Here is an 18,548-nt window from a genome sequence, read left to right as displayed (position 1 = left end):
GCATTAGGCAAGGCTCATAAATTAAGCAAATCTTTCATGCCGTATATTCCTTTTTTACCCGGTAACCATTCGGCTGCCATTACCGCGCCTTCGGCAAAACCAATGCGGCTATGGGCATTGTGGGTTAATTCTATGGTATCGTGTTCCGAAGTGTATCTAACCGTATGCAAACCAACTACATCGGCTAAACGCTCCGAAATAATATTTAATTCCTGCGGCCCGGGTGTAGCACTATCACTAACCCAATTATTTTTAGCAGGGTAATTTTTCAGCAACCCTTCGGCAGTAGTTATGGCCGTGCCGCTGGGTTTATCTACTTTCTGGGTATGGTGTACTTCTTTAATTTCTACATCAAAACCCGGATAAGCCTGCATTTTAGCGGCAATATATTCATTAAAATGGAAAAACAAATTTACACCTACGCTATAATTAGAAGCATAAAAGAAAGAACCCGAATTTTGCTGGCATAAATCTTTAATTTCGGCAAAGTGCTGCATCCATCCCGTAGAGCCCGATACCACCGGTATGCCGTTTTGCAGGCAATATTTAATATTTTCGGGAGCCGATTCGGGGTGCGTAAACTCAATGGCTACGTCGGTGTTGGAGCTGTTATAATCTCCTAAAGATTCGCGGTTCTGAATATCGATGATGCCGGCAATCTGGTGGTTTTTTTGTAAAGCAATTTGCTCAATGGTTTTACCCATTTTGCCGTAGCCAATAAGTAAGATGCGCATTATTTTTTTAAATTTAAACTTAAGGTAAAAGCTGGAACTACTTTATTATTAAGGGTGGGAATAACACTAGGCTGAACGCGCATGCTTAGTTCGTCGCTGACATCAAAGTCTTTTAAATGCGCATAAACATAAGCTTCGGAAACATTAATGCCGTAAAAAAGCAGGGAATATAAAAAGGTATAATCGCGCCAGCGGCGGTATTGGTCGCGGCCCCGGCTTAAGGTAGATGCCTCCCGGTATTTATTGGCGTACTTATCTATGGTAGTGTCATCGCCATCGGTACGAATAATATAGGCCGTACGGAAACTAAGATATTGCTTGTGGTTCGAATGCAAAAAATACCCTAATATTGCACCACCGGCGTAAATAATAGGTATTTTCCAGTAGCTTTTGTTATAGGCCTGTCCCAAGCCTGGAATTACCGCCGAAAATAAAGCGGCTTTGCCCGGCTCGCTCCATTTACTTATCTGGTAAAAAGGTACTTTGGGTGCTTTGGTTTTGGTGGTATCTGGCAAACGCACCACTGCCGAGTCTTGGCCGGTAGTAATAACCTGGCCTTCCGCTTGGTAGCAGATAAAAGGCAATGAAATTAATAAAAACAGGAAAAGCTTTTGATGAAAAATTTTCATCCGGAGTAATTTAAAATTTCCAGAATCCGGTTTAATTCATCAACGGATAAAAACGGTATTTTAATCTCGCCTTTGCCCGATTTATTTGATTTTACCTGAATTTTGGTGCCGAAATAAGTAGATAAACGCGATTCTACTTTTTTTACTTCGCCGGATAGTTCGTTTTGGTTGGCCTGAACGGCTGGTTTATTAACTTTTTCCGGATTATTTAGTTTCCGGGCAATTTCTTCTACTTTCCGCACCGATAATTCTTCGTCCATAATCCGGCGAAAAACTTCTAGTTGCTGTTCAATATTTTCAATATTTATCAGCGCCCGGGCGTGGCCCATAGTAATTAAATTATCACGCAAAGCTACCTGAATATCGGGCGGCAATTTTAATAAGCGTAAATAATTCGTTACGGTGGTTCGTTTTTTACCCACGCGTTCGCCTAGTTCTTCCTGTTTCAGGCTGCACTCGCTTAATAAACGCTGGTAACTCAGGGCAATTTCAATAGCATTCAGGTTTTCGCGCTGAATATTTTCGATTAGAGCCATTTCCAGCATTTGCTGGTCGTTGGCTTTACGAATATATGCCGGTATAGCTTGCAAACCGGCCAGTTTAGAAGCCTGGTAACGCCGCTCCCCAGAAATAAGCTGGTAAGTGCCGGAATCTAATTGCCGCACCGTAATGGGTTGAATAATGCCTTGCACCCGAATAGATTCGGCCAGTTCTTCTAAAGATTCCTGGTCGAAGTGGGTGCGGGGCTGGTAAGGGTTGGTTTGGATTTGATCCAGCGGAATTTCGCCCACCACATTGGCCGGATTAGCCGCTGCTGGTGTTTCTTCAACCTTTTTGTCGTAGCTGCCTTCAATTAAAGCGCCTAAACCCCGACCTAAACCACCTTTTCTTTTTAAAATATTTTTATTATCAGACATTTAATAATCTTCTTACTGCGGCTGCAGAATTCCATTCTTCTCCACTATTTCCCGGGCCAGGTTCAGGTAACTAATGGCCCCTTTGCTATCGGCATCGTGTAGCAGCGCCGGAACCCCAAAACTCGGCGACTCGCTTAACTTAACATTACGCGGAATAATTGTTTCGAAAACCATTTGCTGAAAATGAAGCTGCACTTCTTCCACTACCTGGTTCGAGAGGCGCAAACGCACATCGTACATGGTAAGTAAAATGCCTTCAATTTCCAGTTCCTGGTTTAGCCGCGACTGAATAATTTTAATGGTGTTTAATAATTTGCCTAATCCTTCCAACGCAAAGTATTCGCATTGCACCGGAATAATAACCGAATTAGCCGCTGTTAACGAATTAACCGTAATTAATCCCAAAGAAGGAGAACAATCGATAATAATAAAATCGTAGCGATCTTTAACGGGTGCCAGCGCTTCTTTCATTTTTACCTCCCGGTCGGGCAGGTTAATCATCTCTACTTCGGCGCCTACTAAATCAATGTGCGAAGGTATTAAATCTAAAAAATCAATATTCGAGGGCATGATAATGTCTTCGGCTTTCACATTATCTACCATGCACTCATAAATACTTTTAGAAATATCTTTGGGGTCGAAACCGACACCCGAGGTAGCATTGGCCTGCGGATCAGCATCCACCAAAAGCGTTTTGTACTCCAGCGCAGCCAGACTTGCGGCCAGGTTAATCGCCGAAGTGGTTTTGCCTACCCCGCCTTTTTGGTTGGCTACTGCAATAATTTTTCCCATTTTATTTTTATAAACTAAAATCTTAAAGGTTAATTTTTTCACCGATCTGCATCAGTGTTAATTCTTTTCCGGTTTGCCGCGCCGCTCCCAGCGCTTCTACGTGGTCAATTTCAATATTGGGCCAGGTGTCGTAGTGCATGCCTATTATTCTACGGGCATTTACCCAATTAGCGGCAAGTAAAGCATCGTACACATCCATGGTCAGGGTGCCGCCTACAGGCAGGAACGCCACATCTACGCGCTGGTACAGTTCCGCAATTATTTTCATATCGTAAGTCAGGGCGGTATCACCAGCAAAATAAATGATCTTATCGGCGCTTTCGATAACGTAACCCGCCGGGTTACCGGCGTAAGAACCATCGGGCAATACACTGGAGTGCGCTGCAAACACCATACGTACGGTGCCAAATGGCAAATTAACCTTGCCACCAATATTCATGTGCACCACGTTTTGAATACCTTTACCTTTATACCATTCGCACACTTCGTAGCTGGCTACAATGGCGGCATTGTCTTTTGTAGCAAAATATTCAGCATCGGCCATGTGGTCTTGGTGCGCGTGCGAAAGCAATATAAAATCGGCCTGAATCGCTTCTTTATCTATGGAACCAGCTAATTCGTTATAGGTAATAAACGGATCAAATAATACCCTGGTGCCACCTAAATCTAACAGAAAACAAGAGTGCCCTAAGTACGTTATTTCCATAGTTTTATTAGCTTTTGTTTAATGGCAATTTTAACCTTTTTTATAGGTTAACTTTAGGCAAAGATAAAGTATAATAAGTATTAATTTTCCACATGTTACCCACACGCACCCTTTTTTTACCGCTATTTTTGGCCCTTTTTTGGAGTTGCCGACCAGAAACTAGTAAGCTAACGGGCAAAAAAATATTTAAGTATAACCAACCCGAAGCCCTGAGTTCTTTGGACCCGGCCTTTGCCCGCAACCAGGCCAATATTTGGGCTACCACGCAGCTTTACAATGGCTTGGTAGAATTAGATGAACAGTTAAAACCAAGTCCGGCCATTGCCCGCGCCTGGGAAATTAGCCCCGATGGCTTAAAATATACTTTTCATTTGCGCGCTGATGTTTACTTCCACGACAATCCGGTTTTTGTTAATGGTAAGGGCCGGCGGGTTGTAGCCGAAGATTTTCGTTACAGTTTTTATCGCTTGTTAAACCCCCAAACGGCCAGTACGGGGAGCTGGGTATTTAAAGGCAAGGTACTGGAAAATTATAAAGGAATGGTTTCGGATACTTGCTTTAAAGTAGTAAACGACAGTACTTTAAATGTTTATTTGAAAGAACCTTTTATTTCTTTTACCGAAATATTAAGCATGCCTTATTGCTTTGTAGTACCCAAAGAAGCAGCTGAAAAGTACGGTAAAGATTTCCGGGCGCAACCCGTAGGTACTGGGCCTTTTGTATTTAAGCTCTGGGACGAAGGTAATGCCATAATATTGCATAAAAACCCTAATTACTGGAAAAAAGACCAAGCCGGTAAGCAACTGCCTTACCTCGATGCGGTACAAATTACGTTTATCAACGATCGCAAAATGGAATTCTTAACGTTTCAGCAACAAAAGCTCGATTTTTTATCGGGTATCCGGGGCAGCTCCAAAGATTTAATCCTGAACAAAGACGGCACTTTACAAGCGGAATTTGCAAATAAATTTAACTTGCAAAAAGTGCCCTATCTCAACACCGAATATATTGGCTTTCAACTCGACCCCAGTAACCTGCGCGATGCTAACCCGGCTTTACAAGACAAGCGTGTAAGACAAGCCTTAAATTATGCTTTAAACAAAAAAGAACTGGTGGTTTATTACCGCAATAATTTAGGTATTCCGGGCCATTCCGGCATGGTGCCGCCTTCTTTGCCTTCCTTTAATGCAGCAGAAGTGCGGGGCTACTCTTACAACCCGGTTAAAGCGCGAGCGTTACTTAACGCTGCCGGATTTAACCGGCAAAAGCCGCTGCGCATAACTTTAAATACCGTAGCCGAGCACAAAGAACTGGCCGAATTTATGCAGAAGAAGTGGTCGGAAGTAGGCGTTATAGCAGAGATAAATATTAACCAGGCGGCGGCGCACCAGGAAGCCGTGGATAATGGCCGTTCCGGATTTTTTATGAAATCGTGGTTCGGTGACTACCCGGATGCAGAAAATTTTCTGGCTTTGTTTTACAGCAAAAACTTTTCGCCGGCCGGTCCTAATAAAACCCACCTTAAAAACGCCCGCTTCGATGCGCTTTACGAAAAGGCCAAACTAGAGCAAGACTTAGAAAAACGCTACCAGCTTTACCGCGAAATGGATAAAATTGTAGTGGAAGAGTGCCCGGTAATTGTGCTTTTTTACGATGAAGTTATCATGCTGACGCAAAAGAATATTTTGGGCATGAAAGCCGATCCCATGAATACTTTGCGGCTAGAAAAAGTTAAGAAGCTATGATTGAAGAATTAAATTGAAATGCTAGATCTAAATTACCTAAGAAGTTTAGCCTTATAGATCAAACCGTTTTCCAGTACATAAATGATGGGCTCGCAATTTTGGCATACCTGATTGTTGGTAGTTAGTTCGGGCGGATTAACAATTAGCAAACGGCTATCTGGCCGGAAAGAAACTCCTGTACTACTTTGTACTTTATCTATTACTTTACCGGTTTGGGTTTCGATGATGTAATTATCCTGGCACTTATCGCCGCAAGGTACGCTTACTAAGGTATATTTTCCGGCAAAGTTGCTACCGGCCGCTAAGCCACGCGTAAAGGTTTTTTGGTATAGCCGGGCATCTTCATGACTTACTAAATCAATGGTTGCCGCCCGTCCACTATATTTTTCTTTCACCCGAAAGGCATCGAATTTAAATTTGGCTATTTTTTGCTGATATAAAGCGTAAATATTATCCTTCTTCTTTTTACTGGCTTTGGTGTTCTTCTGGTCTTTAATATTAGGTTCAGCAGCTAAAGTTGGTGATTTCGGTACTTCATCAGATTCCTTGGGTATAGGCGTTATGGTTTTACTAGCGGCTGGTTCTTTTTCTTCCGTTTTCTTTTGCGGAGAACATTGGGCCAATATTAACAAGAGTAAGAAGCAGAGCAGAAGCCGGCAATATTTTGTTCTAAATATCATAGGGTAATGAACATAAAAAAAGCCTGGTAGTTGTAAATACCAGGCTTTAAAATTAAAACTTTAAATTATTCCAAATTTATCTTTTCCGTTTTTTGGGAGCTTCGCCGGGGCTTTTTTGTTGAGCTTCGCGCTCAGCGGCAGCTTTCATGGCGTCCTGTAAACGTTTCTGAAAACCACCCGGCTTTTTATCCTTGTTCTTGATTTTGTTTTCTTCCAGTTTAGCCCGGATTTTATTGTCGTCTACGAAGCGGCGGATAATGGCCTGCTGAATAAAAGTAACAATATTCGAAACAAAATAATAGAAACTTAAACCGGCCGCAAACGAGTTTACCACAAACATAATCATTACCGGCATCAGGTAAGAATAAAACTTCATGGGCCCCTGAATGGTAGTCATTTGGTTGTTAGACCAGGTATACAGAATAGTAGACAAAGTCATGAGCAGGGTAAACATACTAATGTGGCTACCATAAAACGGAATGGTAAACGGCAAACGGGCAAACACATCGTAAGTAGATAAATCGTGAGCCCACAAGAAAGGCTCCTGGCGCAGTTCAATGGAGTTGGGGAAGAAATTAAGCAAGGCAAATAATATTGGAATTTGCAATACCATAGGAATACAGCCGCTCATAGGGTTAACGCCCATGGTGGAGTACAGCTTCATGGTTTCCTGCTGCGTTTTCTGCATGTCATCCGGGTGCTTTTCCTTAATGGCATCAATTTCGGGCTTCAGCACCTTCATCTTCGCCATAGAAAGGTAAGATTTGTAAGTTAAAGGCGTTAGGAGCAGTTTAATAAATACCACCAATAAAATGATGATGATACCATAGTTGGTGAAATATTTTTCGAGGAAATTAAATACCGGAATAACAATTAACTTATTAACCCAGGCAAATATTCCCCAACCCAGGTCAATATTTTTCTGAAAATCGGCGGGTAACGTTTTTAGAATTTGGTAATCATTCGGACCAAAATAAAAGTTGAAATTGCCTTTACCAGTTAATACATCCTGCGCCGGAATTTGTAATTGCGTAGAAAGGGTTTTAACCTCGGTAGTATCAACGGAACTAAAAGAAGCTTTAAAAGAACCTTTAGAAAAAGCATTATCGGCAATAATAGCTGCAGAGAAAAAGTTTTGCTTGTTTGATACCCATTTAAGTGGTTCCTCCACGGTAGCTACTTCGGGCTCATCGGCGCTGCCGGCAATATTATCAAAGCTTTCTTCAGCGGTCATGTAGTTTAGCCGCGACCTTTCCCGATTTTGGTTCAAGTCAAATTCTACCCGCTTTAACCGGTCGTTCCAGGTAAACTGCAGTGGTGCATTGGCTACTAATCCGTTCAGGCCCGAGAAGTTTAATTTATAATCTACCAGGTAAGAATCGGCGGGTAAAGTATAAACTTGCTCGATGTATTGGTTGGGAGCCAGCTCGGCGTGGTACACTAAAACCTGTGCTTGCCCTTGCTTGCTGTTAACGGTTTTCAGGAGCTGGGCCTGGAAATATAAATCCGAAAGTTTAATTACCCGGTTATCCTGCGTCCGGAAGCTAATATCAGTAGAACTGCCTTCCTGATCGAACAAGATTAATGGTTTCTGATCCCAGGTTTTATATTTTTTCAGTATTACCTCATCTATTAAGCCGCCTTTGCTATCTAAAGTAATTTTTAGGTTTTTGTTTTCCAGTACGGTTTTTTGCGCTGTACCGGAAGCAATATTACCGAAAGCCCCTAAAGCCGCCCGTTGCTGCGCTTGTGCTACTGAATCTACCGGACCAGCACTAGCCGATTGGGCAGGCGTAACAGTTGCGGTTGGCGTTGCCTTGGGTTTGGGTTGTTCCTTGGGTGGTTCCGGCGAAAAGAAAGTCATGTACACAATCAGCATAACTGATATGAGTACTAAGCCAATGGCTTGATTTTTATCCATTTTAAATATTCTGATAAATTAAATAAGTACCTGGGTTTTGTTTTTCTGGTGGTGAATGGCCGCTTTAATAAACTTTACAAATAAAGGGTGGGGGGTTTGCACCGTGCTTTTTAATTCCGGGTGAAACTGCGCAGCCACAAACCAGGGATGATGCTGCAACTCAATCATTTCCACTAAGTTGGTGTCGGGGTTTATGCCGGAGGCAATCATGCCGTTTTGTTCAAATCTTTCTAAGTAATCATTGTTAAATTCGTACCGGTGGCGGTGCCGTTCGCTAATGCGGTTTTTGCCGTATACGTTATGCGCCTTTGTTCCTTTTTTAAGCTCGCAAATATACGCGCCCAACCGCATGGTTCCGCCTTTTTCAGTAACTTCTTTCTGGCTGTCCATTAAACCTATAACCGGATGCGGCGTTTCTGGGTTCATTTCGGTAGAAGTTGCTTCGTTTAAGCTTAGTACATTGCGGGCAAACTCTACTACAGCGCATTGCATACCCAGGCAAATACCTAAAAACGGAATATTGTTTTCGCGCACGTACCTAATGGCTTCCAGTTTACCTTCAAAACCCCGCGAACCAAAACCCGGGGCAACCAGTACGCCATCTAAATGGTGCAGGTGGTGGTGCACATTGTCTTCGTTCAGGTGCTCCGATTGAATGGTATGAATATTTACTTTGCACTCGTTTTGAGCGCCGGCATGAATAAAAGCTTCGGTAATAGATTTGTAAGCGTCCGGTAATTCTACGTATTTACCTACCAGGGCAATGTGTACTTCGGCAGTAGGATTCTTTAGCCGGCCTAAAAATTCTTTCCAGCTATCCAGGTTTAGATCTTGCTTAGAAGTAAGCTTTAATTTTTTTATTACGCGCTCGTCCAGTTTTTCCTTACGCATTAATAAAGGCACATCATAAATGGTATCGGCATCCAGCGATTCTATTACGGAGTTTACTTTAACGTTGCAGAACAAGGCTATTTTCTGGCGCATTTCTGGTGGTATCGGGTACTCCGAGCGGCAAACCAAAATATCGGGCTGCACCCCGGCTTCAGATAAAGACCGCACCGAGTGTTGGGTGGGCTTGGTTTTTAATTCGCCGGCGGCTTTCAGGTAGGGCAATAAAGTTAAGTGAATAACCACCGAATCGTTAGAGGGCAATTCCCAGCGCAACTGCCGCACCGATTCAATAAAAGGCAATGATTCAATATCGCTTACCACCCCGCCAATTTCGGTAATTACAATATCGTATTCGCCGGTTTGGCCTAATAGCAATAGGCGGCGCTTAATTTCATCGGTAATATGCGGTACCACTTGCACGGTTTTACCAAGGTAAGCGCCTTTGCGCTCTTGCGTAATAACGTGGTGGTAAATTTTACCGGTGGTTACGTTGTTGGCCTGCGAGGTAGGCGTATTCAGGAAACGCTCGTAATGCCCTAGATCCAGGTCGGTTTCGGCGCCGTCGTCGGTTACAAAACACTCGCCGTGTTCGTACGGGTTCAGCGTTCCCGGGTCAATATTAATGTAAGGGTCAAATTTTTGGATGGTAACGGAGAAGCCTCTCGCCTGTAGTAATTTAGCCAAAGAAGCCGAAATAATTCCTTTGCCAAGGGAGGAGGTAACACCTCCGGTAACGAAAATATATTTGGAAGCCATAAGTTGAGTAAGTCTTATGGAATACAAAGGTACGGATATTAAATCAGATTTAAGAATTTAAAATAAGTTATTCGGGTTTACGCCACACTAACCTTAAGCAACAGGCTTAATATTTATTAAAAACAGCACTAAAGGGCAGGGCTTTGATTGCTGTTGTTTGCTTTATAGGTTTAGACTTTCTGGCGGTGCTAATAACTTAACGGGTAAATATTTAGCGCTGTAAGTTTAAAGTATTTGCCGCAACGCCCGGTAATAATTTTCGAAGGCTTTTCCGTGGTAAAGCAAATAGAGCAAAGGCTCAATTAATTCCAGCTCCATCAGCCGGAACTTTCCGTTGCTTTCTAGGCCATCTACCCGGGCGTACAAACAGCCGGGCGCAAATTGCTTTAATAATTGTTGCGCATACTCCAAAATATGGGCCGGCGGAGTGGTAGGAATAATGGCCCCGCCAAAATAATGCTGCACCCGAAAATCGCCGCTTTGGGGTACTTTTAACACGCAATGGCTAAAATAGCCGTTGAAGAATATTAAAGAATATTCGCCTTTGTTTTGAATTTCCGGCATAAAAGGTTGTACCAGATAAGCTTCTTCTTGCAATAGTTGGTTTAGCTGGTTTTCAAAAATAGCCGTTTCGGATTGCGAAATAACAAAAGTGTTTTTGGCCCCGCCGCTAATTACCGGTTTTACTATCAGGTTTTTAGTATGCCAAATCTCGAAAAAAGGGGCTGCCTTGAAATTACTTTTCTGTTTAAGAATGCTGGTGGGAACGGTGGCAAAGCCGGCTTTTTCTACCTGGAGCAAATATTCTTTATTTAAATTCCAGCGAACCACCATTGTAGGGTTTAATACCCGCACTTCTTGTTGGTCCAGGTTATTTAACCAAGTCTGGAAAAGATCAACTTTGTCGAAATAATCCCACGGCGATTTTAAAATAATAGCTTCGTACTGCTGCCAGTTTACATTGGGGTCTGTCCAGATTTCATATTTAACAGCCAGGTTTTTCTGAATTAAATATTCGTGTAGTTGCACATCTTCCCGGGTGCCTTCACCCGGGTATTTTCCTTCGTCGCCGTATGTAACCAGTGCCAGTTTCATGTAATTGGTTTATCCGTCAGCCGTTATAAATTCAGAGGCGGAAATATTGATTATGAATATTAAAGGGTTATAAATATTTATTTAAAGCAAAGAAATGATGCTAGCTAAAACCCTGCACCGAAAAACCACCATCTACGGCCAAACATTGTCCGGTAATGTAACTGGCAGCCGGCATACACAAAAAAGCGGCGGCGGCCGCAACTTCTTCGGGCGTGCCTATGCGCTTTAAAGGGGTACGATTCAAAACAGCCTGCAAATATTCCGGGTTTTTAAGTACGCTTTCGGCTAATGGGGTTTGAATATACCACGGCGCTATGGCGTTTACCAATATGTTGTCGGGTGCCCATTCTACAGCCAGGTAGCGGCTTAAATGGTTTAAGGCGGCTTTGGTCATGCCGTAAATGGCGCCGGTACGTACATGGCGCAAACCAGCTACCGAAGAAATATTAATAATGCGGCTTAAGGGTTGTTGTTTAAGCAAAGGGTAAGCCAGTTGGCACAAATGAAAAGCCGATTTCAGGTTTGTTTCGAGCAGCAGGTTATAATCGGTATCCAGATAATTATCGGTACTCTTGCGAATATTAGTACCTACATTGTTTACCAATATATCTAGCTTACCCCAGTTTTCGGTAATACTTAAGATTAAAGCCTGGCGATCTTCGGATTTGCTCATATCGCCGGAAAAACCACTTACCGGTAAGTTTTGGCTTTGCCATTGCGCCAATATTTGTTGTAAATCTTCGGTTTTGCGGGCTACTACCAGCACTTCGGCACCTAAAGCTAAAAACTCTTCGGCAATGGCTTTGCCAATACCTTTGGTGCCGCCGGTTACCAAGGCTTTTTTATTTTTCAGCGACCATCTTTCGGCTATATTCATCAACATTTAATTTAACTAAGTTCAGAAATTTAAATTCTCTTTACTGCCAGAACAGTTAAAAAGATTTTGCAGAAGAAGTTTTAAGAACCCTACTACTGTCATTCAGGAGGAAACTATTTGGCTGCCTGCTAAATAGTTTGCTCTTGCATGACAGGATGGACTAATTAACCTACTAAATATTTTACAAGAAAATATTTACATGACAGCAGTTATCAAAAACAGAGATGCAAGCCAGGTTGCGGAAAGACCAAATAATAAATAAAGTTAGTAAAGCAATTTTAACAGGTTAAGAACTAGCCTGGAGCTTATCGGCCGCTTTTTTAAAATCGTCGTAATTTATTTGGCCAAATTCCTGGTCGTATAATTCAAAGGCGCTGGTTCTAAAGTGGAGTTCGCCGGCCTCGATGGTGTGCAGATACGAATTACAAAAAATAATAAAATCCTGGTTAGCCATTTTATCGGCAGTATCGCGGTTGCGTAACTGCAAGCCCTGAATTTGCAGACCAAAGCTGAAAAAATAATTGGGGTCGCGCTGCGGAATGCGTTCTTCTAAGGTTTGGGTGTAACTATAATATACTAATTTGGTGCAGTCGCGCATGACTAAATGCAGGGTGTCCGCGTTAACCAGCAATTGGGAAGCTACCGGGGTTTTAATCTGAAGCCGTAAAATTTGCTGACTGTAAGAATAATCAACAATTTGGGTGCCCTGTAACCGGATAAAGAGATCTTCTAAAGCATAAGGACTTAGGTTCATATATTACTGTAAGAAATTTCTGAGTCTACGAATGTTGGTTAACTAAAAGTTGTAAAAATTCACCCGCTCTACGATAAATATAATTAAAATAGTCATGAAGCCATTTTGTTTGAGCTTTTTTACACTTTAATTAATGCTTTTTGTGGAATTGGCCTTTAATTAGAAGCACAGCTGGGAAGTTGCCGTGGCGGGAAGACGGGAGGAGGAGCCGCAAGCAATAGCGTTGCCCAGGCATTTTATACATTTGAACATTGGCTGTTATTAGCCGAAAGCAGGGCAACAGCTTCGTTTATGTGGGTACCGATTGAAATGGCCACGCTAATATTATTAATTCTGCCTTTTATTTAATAGCTAGAGTTGTTTAAATATTCGGCTGGTAATTTAATTATCGAGAATAATATATTTCGATTTTTTGGCTGGCAACATCTTAATATTAAAGAACATGCTTAATTTGAAGAAAGAAATTTCAGGTTAAAAAAGAAAGCCGCACCTTTTTTATAGAGGGGCGGCTTTCTTATTGTTACAACTAAATATTAATTGTAGTGAGGTAGTAAGCTGTATTTTTTTCCGTATTCCAGCATTTGCTGTACAAAATCGGCTGGGTAAGAAATTTTTACATCCTGTATTTTACCGTCTTGCATTACCGGGGTTAGTTTAGGCTGAATAAAACCCGAGTAAGGGGCATTATTGAGCTTGGCATAACGGTCTAGTACTTCTTTGTGCAAAGCCGGATCTACTTTCACGCCGTAATTTTCAATCAGGTTTTTGGCGCCTTCGTAATCGCCTTCCGAGGTTATGCGCTGGGTTTCGCGTAATAATTGCCCAAACAAGTTGCGCAGTTTGGTGTAATCATTTATCCGGAAGTAGGTTTTGCCATTGCGTTTTACCTGCTCAATTACATTATCGGCTTTGCCTTTTTCATACACCCATTTGGCTACCATCTGGCGGTTGCGCATGTGGGCTTCTTCTATATGTTCGCCAAGAGCAAGCCGGCTTAATTGCGTCATCAGGCCATTCCGGATGTAACCGTCGTATTCTGCTTTACCTACTTCCAGCGAAGGCATTACACCCAGTTCTACCAGTTTGGGGTCCAGCATGAAATAAAGTGCTACTAAGTCGGCGCGGCCTTCTTCTATGGCCGAGGCATAACTTTTAAGGGTTTGCTTAGGCGTGCCTACACCGGCGTTAATTTGTCCGGAAGCATGACCAATTACTTCGTGCATGTCGGTGTGCAAATTGCCCGATAAAGCACCGTATTGCCGCGAACGGGCAGCTTCTTCCGGCGAAAAAGCAAATTCATCTAAAGCTGAGCCTTTTGCCGCAGCCTGGTTATAAGCGTACACAATATTGCCCAGGTTTACCGATTTAGAGCCGTGTTCTTTCCGAATCCAGTTCGCATTAGGCAAATTAATGCCAATAGGGGTAGCGGGCGCTGCATCACCGCCTTCTACTACAACCGTAATTACTTTTGCTGAAATACCGGTTACATTTTTTTTCTTGTGCTCGTTTTGTATCGGCGAATTATTTTCGAACCATTGGGCCTGGTCGCCGATGGCTTTAATGCGTTGCGTGGCTTCTAAATCTTTAATCGAAACCACCGATTCGTAAGAAGCGCGATAACCCAAAGGGTCGCCGTAAACTTCAATAAATCCATTTACCACATCAATCCGCGAATCGGTATCGTTTACCCAGGCAATGCTGTATTCGTCAAATATTTTCAGGTCGCCGGTTTTATAATATTGGATTAATTTATCCAACGCCAGTTTTTGTTTGGGGTTTTCGGCTACGCCCGAAGCTTTTTCCAGCCACGAAACCATTTTGGAAATTGCCGGCGAATACATGCCGCCCACTTTCCAAACCTTTTCCGCTATTTTGCCATTTTCTTTAACCAGCTTCGAGTTTAAACCATGAGAAACAGGCCGCGGATCGTTTTTATCTATTTGTTTGGCCAGGTAAGCTTCTACTTCTTTTTGGGTTAGCCCTTCGTAAAAGTTATTGGCAGAGGTTTTAATTAAATCTGCGCCTTCTGCTAAATTTACCCGTTTGGCCGCAATGGCCGGGTCGAACATAATGGGCGTAAGCGTAGAAACTAATTTATCCAGGGTTTCGCCTTGTTGCAGCGGAAAAGCCCCATTAGGCGAATTTTTTATTAATGTGGCAAAATAGGCCTGGCTGAACTCGGGCGTAAATTTATTATTGGAGTAATGATGGTGGATGCCGCTGGAAAACCAAACCCGTTTGGCATAAGTCATAAATTTTTGAAACTCCGGGCTTTGGCGGTCGCCGTTATAATTGGCCACAATGGCATCTAAAGTGCGGCGGATGCGCAGGTTGTGCTTAAAATTCTGGTCGTAAATAATATCGCGGCCCGAAAGCGCTGCTTCGTACAGGTAATAAAGCAGTTCTTTTTGCTTGGCAGTCAACTCCTCAAAACCCGGTACCTGGTAGCGCAAGATGCGCAAGTCGGCAAATTGGTCGATTACGTATTTAAAGGTATCAGCGGGGGCTTCTAGCGTCTGCGGCGGCGATGCTACAGCTGTTTTGGTTGGGGTTTGGCTTACGGTAGTAGCGGTATTGTTGGTGGCCACATTTTTGGCGCAACCGCCCAACAACAAGGCGGCCAGCGTAAAGGCCGATAAATAATGCGGTTTATTTTGCATGAAAGGGTAAAAAATTAAAATAAATAAATTTACTGTTTATCCAGTATTTTCTGCAGCGTAGCGGCTTTATCTATTTTGCCGGAAGCAGTACTGTTAAAGCCAGCAGCATAAAAATATTGCCTGGGTTGCTCAAATTTAGGCAAAAAATGAGCCAATTCGGTTTTAATATTTTTCTGGGCTGATTCCGGCAGGGTAGTAGTTTCCAGAACAGCTATTAGTTTACTTCCTAGTTTAGCATCCGGCACCGTTGCCACAAACGACCGGCAATTAATAGCTAATTTAATTAAAACCTGGGCTAAAGCTACTTCCACTTTTTCTAACTGCACTTTGTAGCCCCCGGTATTAATGGTGTTATCGGCCCGGCCCAGCCATTCAAAAGTATGGTCGTCGTGCAGTTTAACCAGGTCGTTAGTAATAATAGTTTGATTATCGGTAACATCGCCTTTAATGGTTAGGCAACCCCGCTCGTCCTGGGCCAAAATAATATTGGGAAAAGCTTTGTAAAACAGTTCTGGTTCCGGACCGTTCAGGCGGCGCAAAGCAATATGCGAAACCGTTTCGGTCATGCCGTAGGTGTGGTAAATGGGCGCTTTAATCGTTTTTATGGCTTCAGCTAATTCGTCTGAAATTGGCGCACCACCTACCAGAATGCCTTTTGCCATATCCAGAATTAATTTTTTGGCTGGTGTTTCGGTAATAATGGTTTGTAACTGTAGGGGCACCAGCGAAATAAAATCGTAAGGTTGCTCGGTTTTAGAAAAAGCCAGCGGATTCCCAATCGGTTCAATAATAGTCAGGTGCAAATCTGCCATTAGGCCACGTACCACCATCATCATACCCGAAATAGCTTCTACGTTCAGGCTTATTAATGCCCGGTCGTTTTTTTGCAAGTGCAGGAATGCTACGGTACGGCGGGCGCTTGCCTCCATTTGGGCCCGGGTTAAGGTAATATTTTTAGGAGTACCCGTAGACCCGGAAGTATGCACCACAAATTCTTGTTGGCCATTCAGCCAGTTACGGCAAAACTCCAGCACTTTGGCTTCATAGCCATTTATTGGAATACTGTTCCGGAAAGAATAAGCGGCAATCTCCTCGTAGTAAAATTTCTTCCCGTTCAGTTCCAGGTGATCCATTTTCGTTAGTCGTTGTTCGTTAATCGTTGTTCGTTCTCTTATATATATTTATGGAAGGAGCAAAAAGTAGATTTATAAATAATACAGGACGCAATTTTTTAAGTTGCCTGGCTGGCCGTTGAAAACACCAGCCAGGATATAAGAATCGAATAACGAACAACGATTAACGAATAACGAACCTACGGGAATTTCGGATATTTTGAGAAGTCGGGTTTGCGTTTTTCGAGGAAAGCATTTTTACCTTCTTTGGCTTCTTCGGTTAAATAATAGAGGAGGGTCGCGTTGCCGGCAAGTTCCTGAATACCCGCCTGCCCATCAAGTTCAGCGTTAAAAGCCGATTTGAGCATACGCAATGCCATGGGGCTTTTCTCCAATATTTTCTGGCACCAGGCCACGGTAGTTTCTTCCAGCAATTCTAAAGGCACCACTTTATTTACCAAACCCATTTGCAAGGCATCCTGCGCATCGTACTGGTCGCATAAATACCAAATTTCGCGGGCTTTTTTCTGCCCCACAATCCGGGCCAGGTAAGAAGCGCCAAAGCCACCATCGAAAGAGCCAACATTTGGGCCGGTTTGTCCGAAACGGGCATTATCGGCGGCAACGGTTAAATCGCAGACCACGTGCAGCACGTGGCCGCCCCCAATGGCCCAACCCGCAACCATGGCTACCACTGGCTTCGGAATTCGCCGGATTTGCATTTGTAAATCCAGCACGTTCAGGCGCGGTACGGTATCTTCGCCAATATAACCACCGTGGCCCCGCACACTCTGGTCGCCGCCGCTGCAAAAGGCACGACCCCCTTCGCCAGATAAAATTATTACGCCAATTTCCGGATTCTGACGCGCCAGCTCCATCGCTTCGCTCATTTCCTGCACCGTTAAAGGCGTAAAGGCGTTATGTTTTTCGGGCCGGTTAATGCTAATGCGGGCAATGCCGTTGTATTGCTGAAATAATATTTCTTTATAGTCTTTTAAGGTTTGCCAGGGGTATTTTAACTCCATAATTTAGCTTGTAAGGTTAATTTTTTGGGATTCGAAGGTAGAGCATCTTACGTAAAAATAAAAATAGGGGCTGAATTTGCCCTTAAAACAAAAAACACGAAGATAGCTTCGTGTTTTTTAGGCATTTTTTTAAAACAAAAAAAAAATAATGGGTTTGATCTGTTTTTAATTAGGGGTTTAAATAATTAAATTTTATTCCTCCTCATAAGATTTAATGTAATGATCCACAGACCAAGGGCCGGAACCAATAATCAGGAAAATTACGAGCAATACTAAAGTTGCTACTGAAATCCACCATTCAACAGTTACAACCGATGTATCTACGGCGGACCATACAAACAACACACCACCCGGTACCATTTGGTTAATATTATCGGATGTAAAGCCAGGCCAGATAAAAAATACTGCACCAATGAGAATGGGAATTTGAAAAAGCGCGGCCATGCGGGTTTGGAAACCAATAGCTATTAATAAGCCACCAATAATGTGTATAAAGGCAATAATATATGCCAGTTGCAGGGAGTTCCAGTCGATGTTTACATTTTGCAGCAGCCGTTGCAGTGCCCAAATGTCGTTAATAAAGGTGATGCCTTTGCCTACCAGAAAAATACCTAATGCCATCCGGAAAACATCCATCCAGGCCGGATGGCTTTCCGACCAATTACCAATTCTTTGTGATAATTCCATTGATCTGCTCTTTTGAAACTGAAAACCAAAACGCTAAGTCATTGCAGCCTTTAAAAACTAAGACTGACTTTACCGCTCCCGATGCGTGCGCATGTATTGGTCCAAAGACCAGGGCCCCGAACCGTAAATAAAAAATACAATTAACAAGAAAAGGGTAAGGGCCGAAACCCACCACTCGGTGTTAATGGAACGCAAGCTTTCATCGGAATGCACGAAGAGCACAGCGCCCAGTAAAATAGGAAGCTGAAATAAAATAGCCGCACGGGTTACTAAGCCCAAAGCTATTAGAATGCCGCCCACCAAATGCGCAAAAGCAATGTAATGTGCGAAAATAAAAGAAGACCAGTCGAGGTTAATATTTATCAGCAATCTTTCTAAAACACTAATATCGCTGATAAATACCAAGCCTTTAAATAAAATAAAAGTGCCTAATCCCATGCGAATCAGGTCGAGCCAGGCTGGGTGATGGGTGTCGGCCCAGTGGCCAATACGATGCGTTAACTCCATAGCCTCAATATTTTATGTAACCTTTTTAATTTTATACGATTCGCATAAAACTTAGGACTT

17 protein-coding genes are annotated in these 18,548 nt (G+C 42.9%); 1 reads left to right on the top strand and 16 read right to left on the bottom strand.

Features of this window, described 5'->3' with window-relative positions; translation table 11 throughout:
* Positions 1-14: 14 nt before the first annotated feature.
* The 5 genes from dapB to F0145_RS23335 are packed head-to-tail and all read right to left on the bottom strand — an operon-like array spanning position 15 to position 3,778.
* Positions 15-734 carry a 4-hydroxy-tetrahydrodipicolinate reductase gene (gene dapB, locus F0145_RS23355; RefSeq protein WP_150092572.1) on the bottom strand — a complete coding sequence of 240 codons (720 nt, stop codon included), beginning with the start codon at positions 732-734 and terminating at the stop codon, positions 15-17.
* Positions 734-1,363 (bottom strand): DUF5683 domain-containing protein, encoded by a 630-nt coding sequence (locus F0145_RS23350; RefSeq protein ID WP_150092570.1) that lies wholly within the window; start codon positions 1,361-1,363, stop codon positions 734-736. Before F0145_RS23350 ends, dapB begins: the two co-directional genes overlap by 1 nt.
* The gene (locus tag F0145_RS23345) at positions 1,360-2,280 is read right to left on the bottom strand and encodes a ParB/RepB/Spo0J family partition protein (protein ID WP_150092568.1); all 921 of its coding nucleotides are present in this window, start codon (positions 2,278-2,280) and stop codon (positions 1,360-1,362) included. The genes F0145_RS23350 and F0145_RS23345 overlap by 4 nt, the downstream gene beginning before the upstream one ends.
* A gap of 12 nt (positions 2,281-2,292) precedes the next feature.
* Entirely contained in the window at positions 2,293-3,072 is a 780-nt protein-coding gene (locus F0145_RS23340) for a ParA family protein (RefSeq protein ID WP_150092566.1), read from the bottom strand.
* Between the two features lie 22 nt (positions 3,073-3,094).
* On the bottom strand, positions 3,095-3,778 hold the full coding sequence (locus F0145_RS23335; protein WP_150092564.1) for a metal-dependent hydrolase: 684 nt from the start codon (positions 3,776-3,778) through the stop codon (positions 3,095-3,097).
* A gap of 92 nt (positions 3,779-3,870) precedes the next feature.
* Between F0145_RS23335 and F0145_RS23330 the strand changes: the two genes are divergently transcribed.
* Entirely contained in the window at positions 3,871-5,523 is a 1,653-nt protein-coding gene (locus tag F0145_RS23330) for an ABC transporter substrate-binding protein (protein WP_150092562.1), read from the top strand.
* Positions 5,524-5,555: 32 nt separating this feature from the next.
* Here F0145_RS23330 and F0145_RS23325 read toward each other — a convergent pair whose 3' ends face one another.
* The 11 genes from F0145_RS23325 to F0145_RS23275 all read right to left on the bottom strand — a co-directional run bounded on the left by F0145_RS23325 (position 5,556) and on the right by F0145_RS23275 (position 18,488).
* Complete coding sequence (locus F0145_RS23325; protein ID WP_150092560.1) at positions 5,556-6,203, bottom strand: hypothetical protein; 648 nt, start codon at positions 6,201-6,203, stop codon at positions 5,556-5,558.
* Between the two features lie 76 nt (positions 6,204-6,279).
* Positions 6,280-8,124 (bottom strand): membrane protein insertase YidC, encoded by a 1,845-nt coding sequence (yidC, locus tag F0145_RS23320; RefSeq protein ID WP_150092558.1) that lies wholly within the window; start codon positions 8,122-8,124, stop codon positions 6,280-6,282.
* A gap of 18 nt (positions 8,125-8,142) precedes the next feature.
* Positions 8,143-9,771, bottom strand: a complete 1,629-nt coding sequence (locus tag F0145_RS23315; protein WP_150092556.1) for a CTP synthase — start codon at positions 9,769-9,771, stop codon at positions 8,143-8,145.
* Between the two features lie 225 nt (positions 9,772-9,996).
* Positions 9,997-10,866, bottom strand: a complete 870-nt coding sequence (locus F0145_RS23310) for an ATP-grasp domain-containing protein (RefSeq protein ID WP_150092554.1) — start codon at positions 10,864-10,866, stop codon at positions 9,997-9,999.
* A gap of 100 nt (positions 10,867-10,966) precedes the next feature.
* Entirely contained in the window at positions 10,967-11,749 is a 783-nt protein-coding gene (locus F0145_RS23305) for an SDR family oxidoreductase (protein ID WP_317133204.1), read from the bottom strand.
* Between the two features lie 280 nt (positions 11,750-12,029).
* The gene (locus tag F0145_RS23300; RefSeq protein ID WP_150092552.1) at positions 12,030-12,497 is read right to left on the bottom strand and encodes a hypothetical protein; all 468 of its coding nucleotides are present in this window, start codon (positions 12,495-12,497) and stop codon (positions 12,030-12,032) included.
* A gap of 533 nt (positions 12,498-13,030) precedes the next feature.
* Positions 13,031-15,157: a dipeptidyl-peptidase 3 family protein gene (locus F0145_RS23295; RefSeq protein ID WP_150092550.1), complete on the bottom strand. Its 2,127-nt coding sequence runs from the start codon at positions 15,155-15,157 to the stop codon at positions 13,031-13,033.
* A gap of 29 nt (positions 15,158-15,186) precedes the next feature.
* Positions 15,187-16,290: an AMP-binding protein gene (locus F0145_RS23290; RefSeq protein WP_150092548.1), complete on the bottom strand. Its 1,104-nt coding sequence runs from the start codon at positions 16,288-16,290 to the stop codon at positions 15,187-15,189.
* A gap of 179 nt (positions 16,291-16,469) precedes the next feature.
* The gene (gene menB / locus F0145_RS23285) at positions 16,470-17,294 is read right to left on the bottom strand and encodes a 1,4-dihydroxy-2-naphthoyl-CoA synthase (RefSeq protein ID WP_150092546.1); all 825 of its coding nucleotides are present in this window, start codon (positions 17,292-17,294) and stop codon (positions 16,470-16,472) included.
* A 192-nt stretch (positions 17,295-17,486) separates the two neighbouring features.
* Entirely contained in the window at positions 17,487-17,981 is a 495-nt protein-coding gene (locus F0145_RS23280) for a DoxX family protein (protein ID WP_150092544.1), read from the bottom strand.
* A 69-nt stretch (positions 17,982-18,050) separates the two neighbouring features.
* Positions 18,051-18,488, bottom strand: coding sequence for a DoxX family protein (locus F0145_RS23275; RefSeq protein WP_150092542.1), 438 nt, complete (start codon positions 18,486-18,488; stop codon positions 18,051-18,053).
* Positions 18,489-18,548 lie beyond the last annotated feature (60 nt).

The organism is Adhaeribacter rhizoryzae (genome assembly GCF_008629685.1).
Lineage (GTDB): Bacteria > Bacteroidota > Bacteroidia > Cytophagales > Hymenobacteraceae > Adhaeribacter > Adhaeribacter rhizoryzae.
Note: the sequence above shows the minus strand (reverse complement) of the source record. Positions and strands in the feature narration are given on the sequence as shown.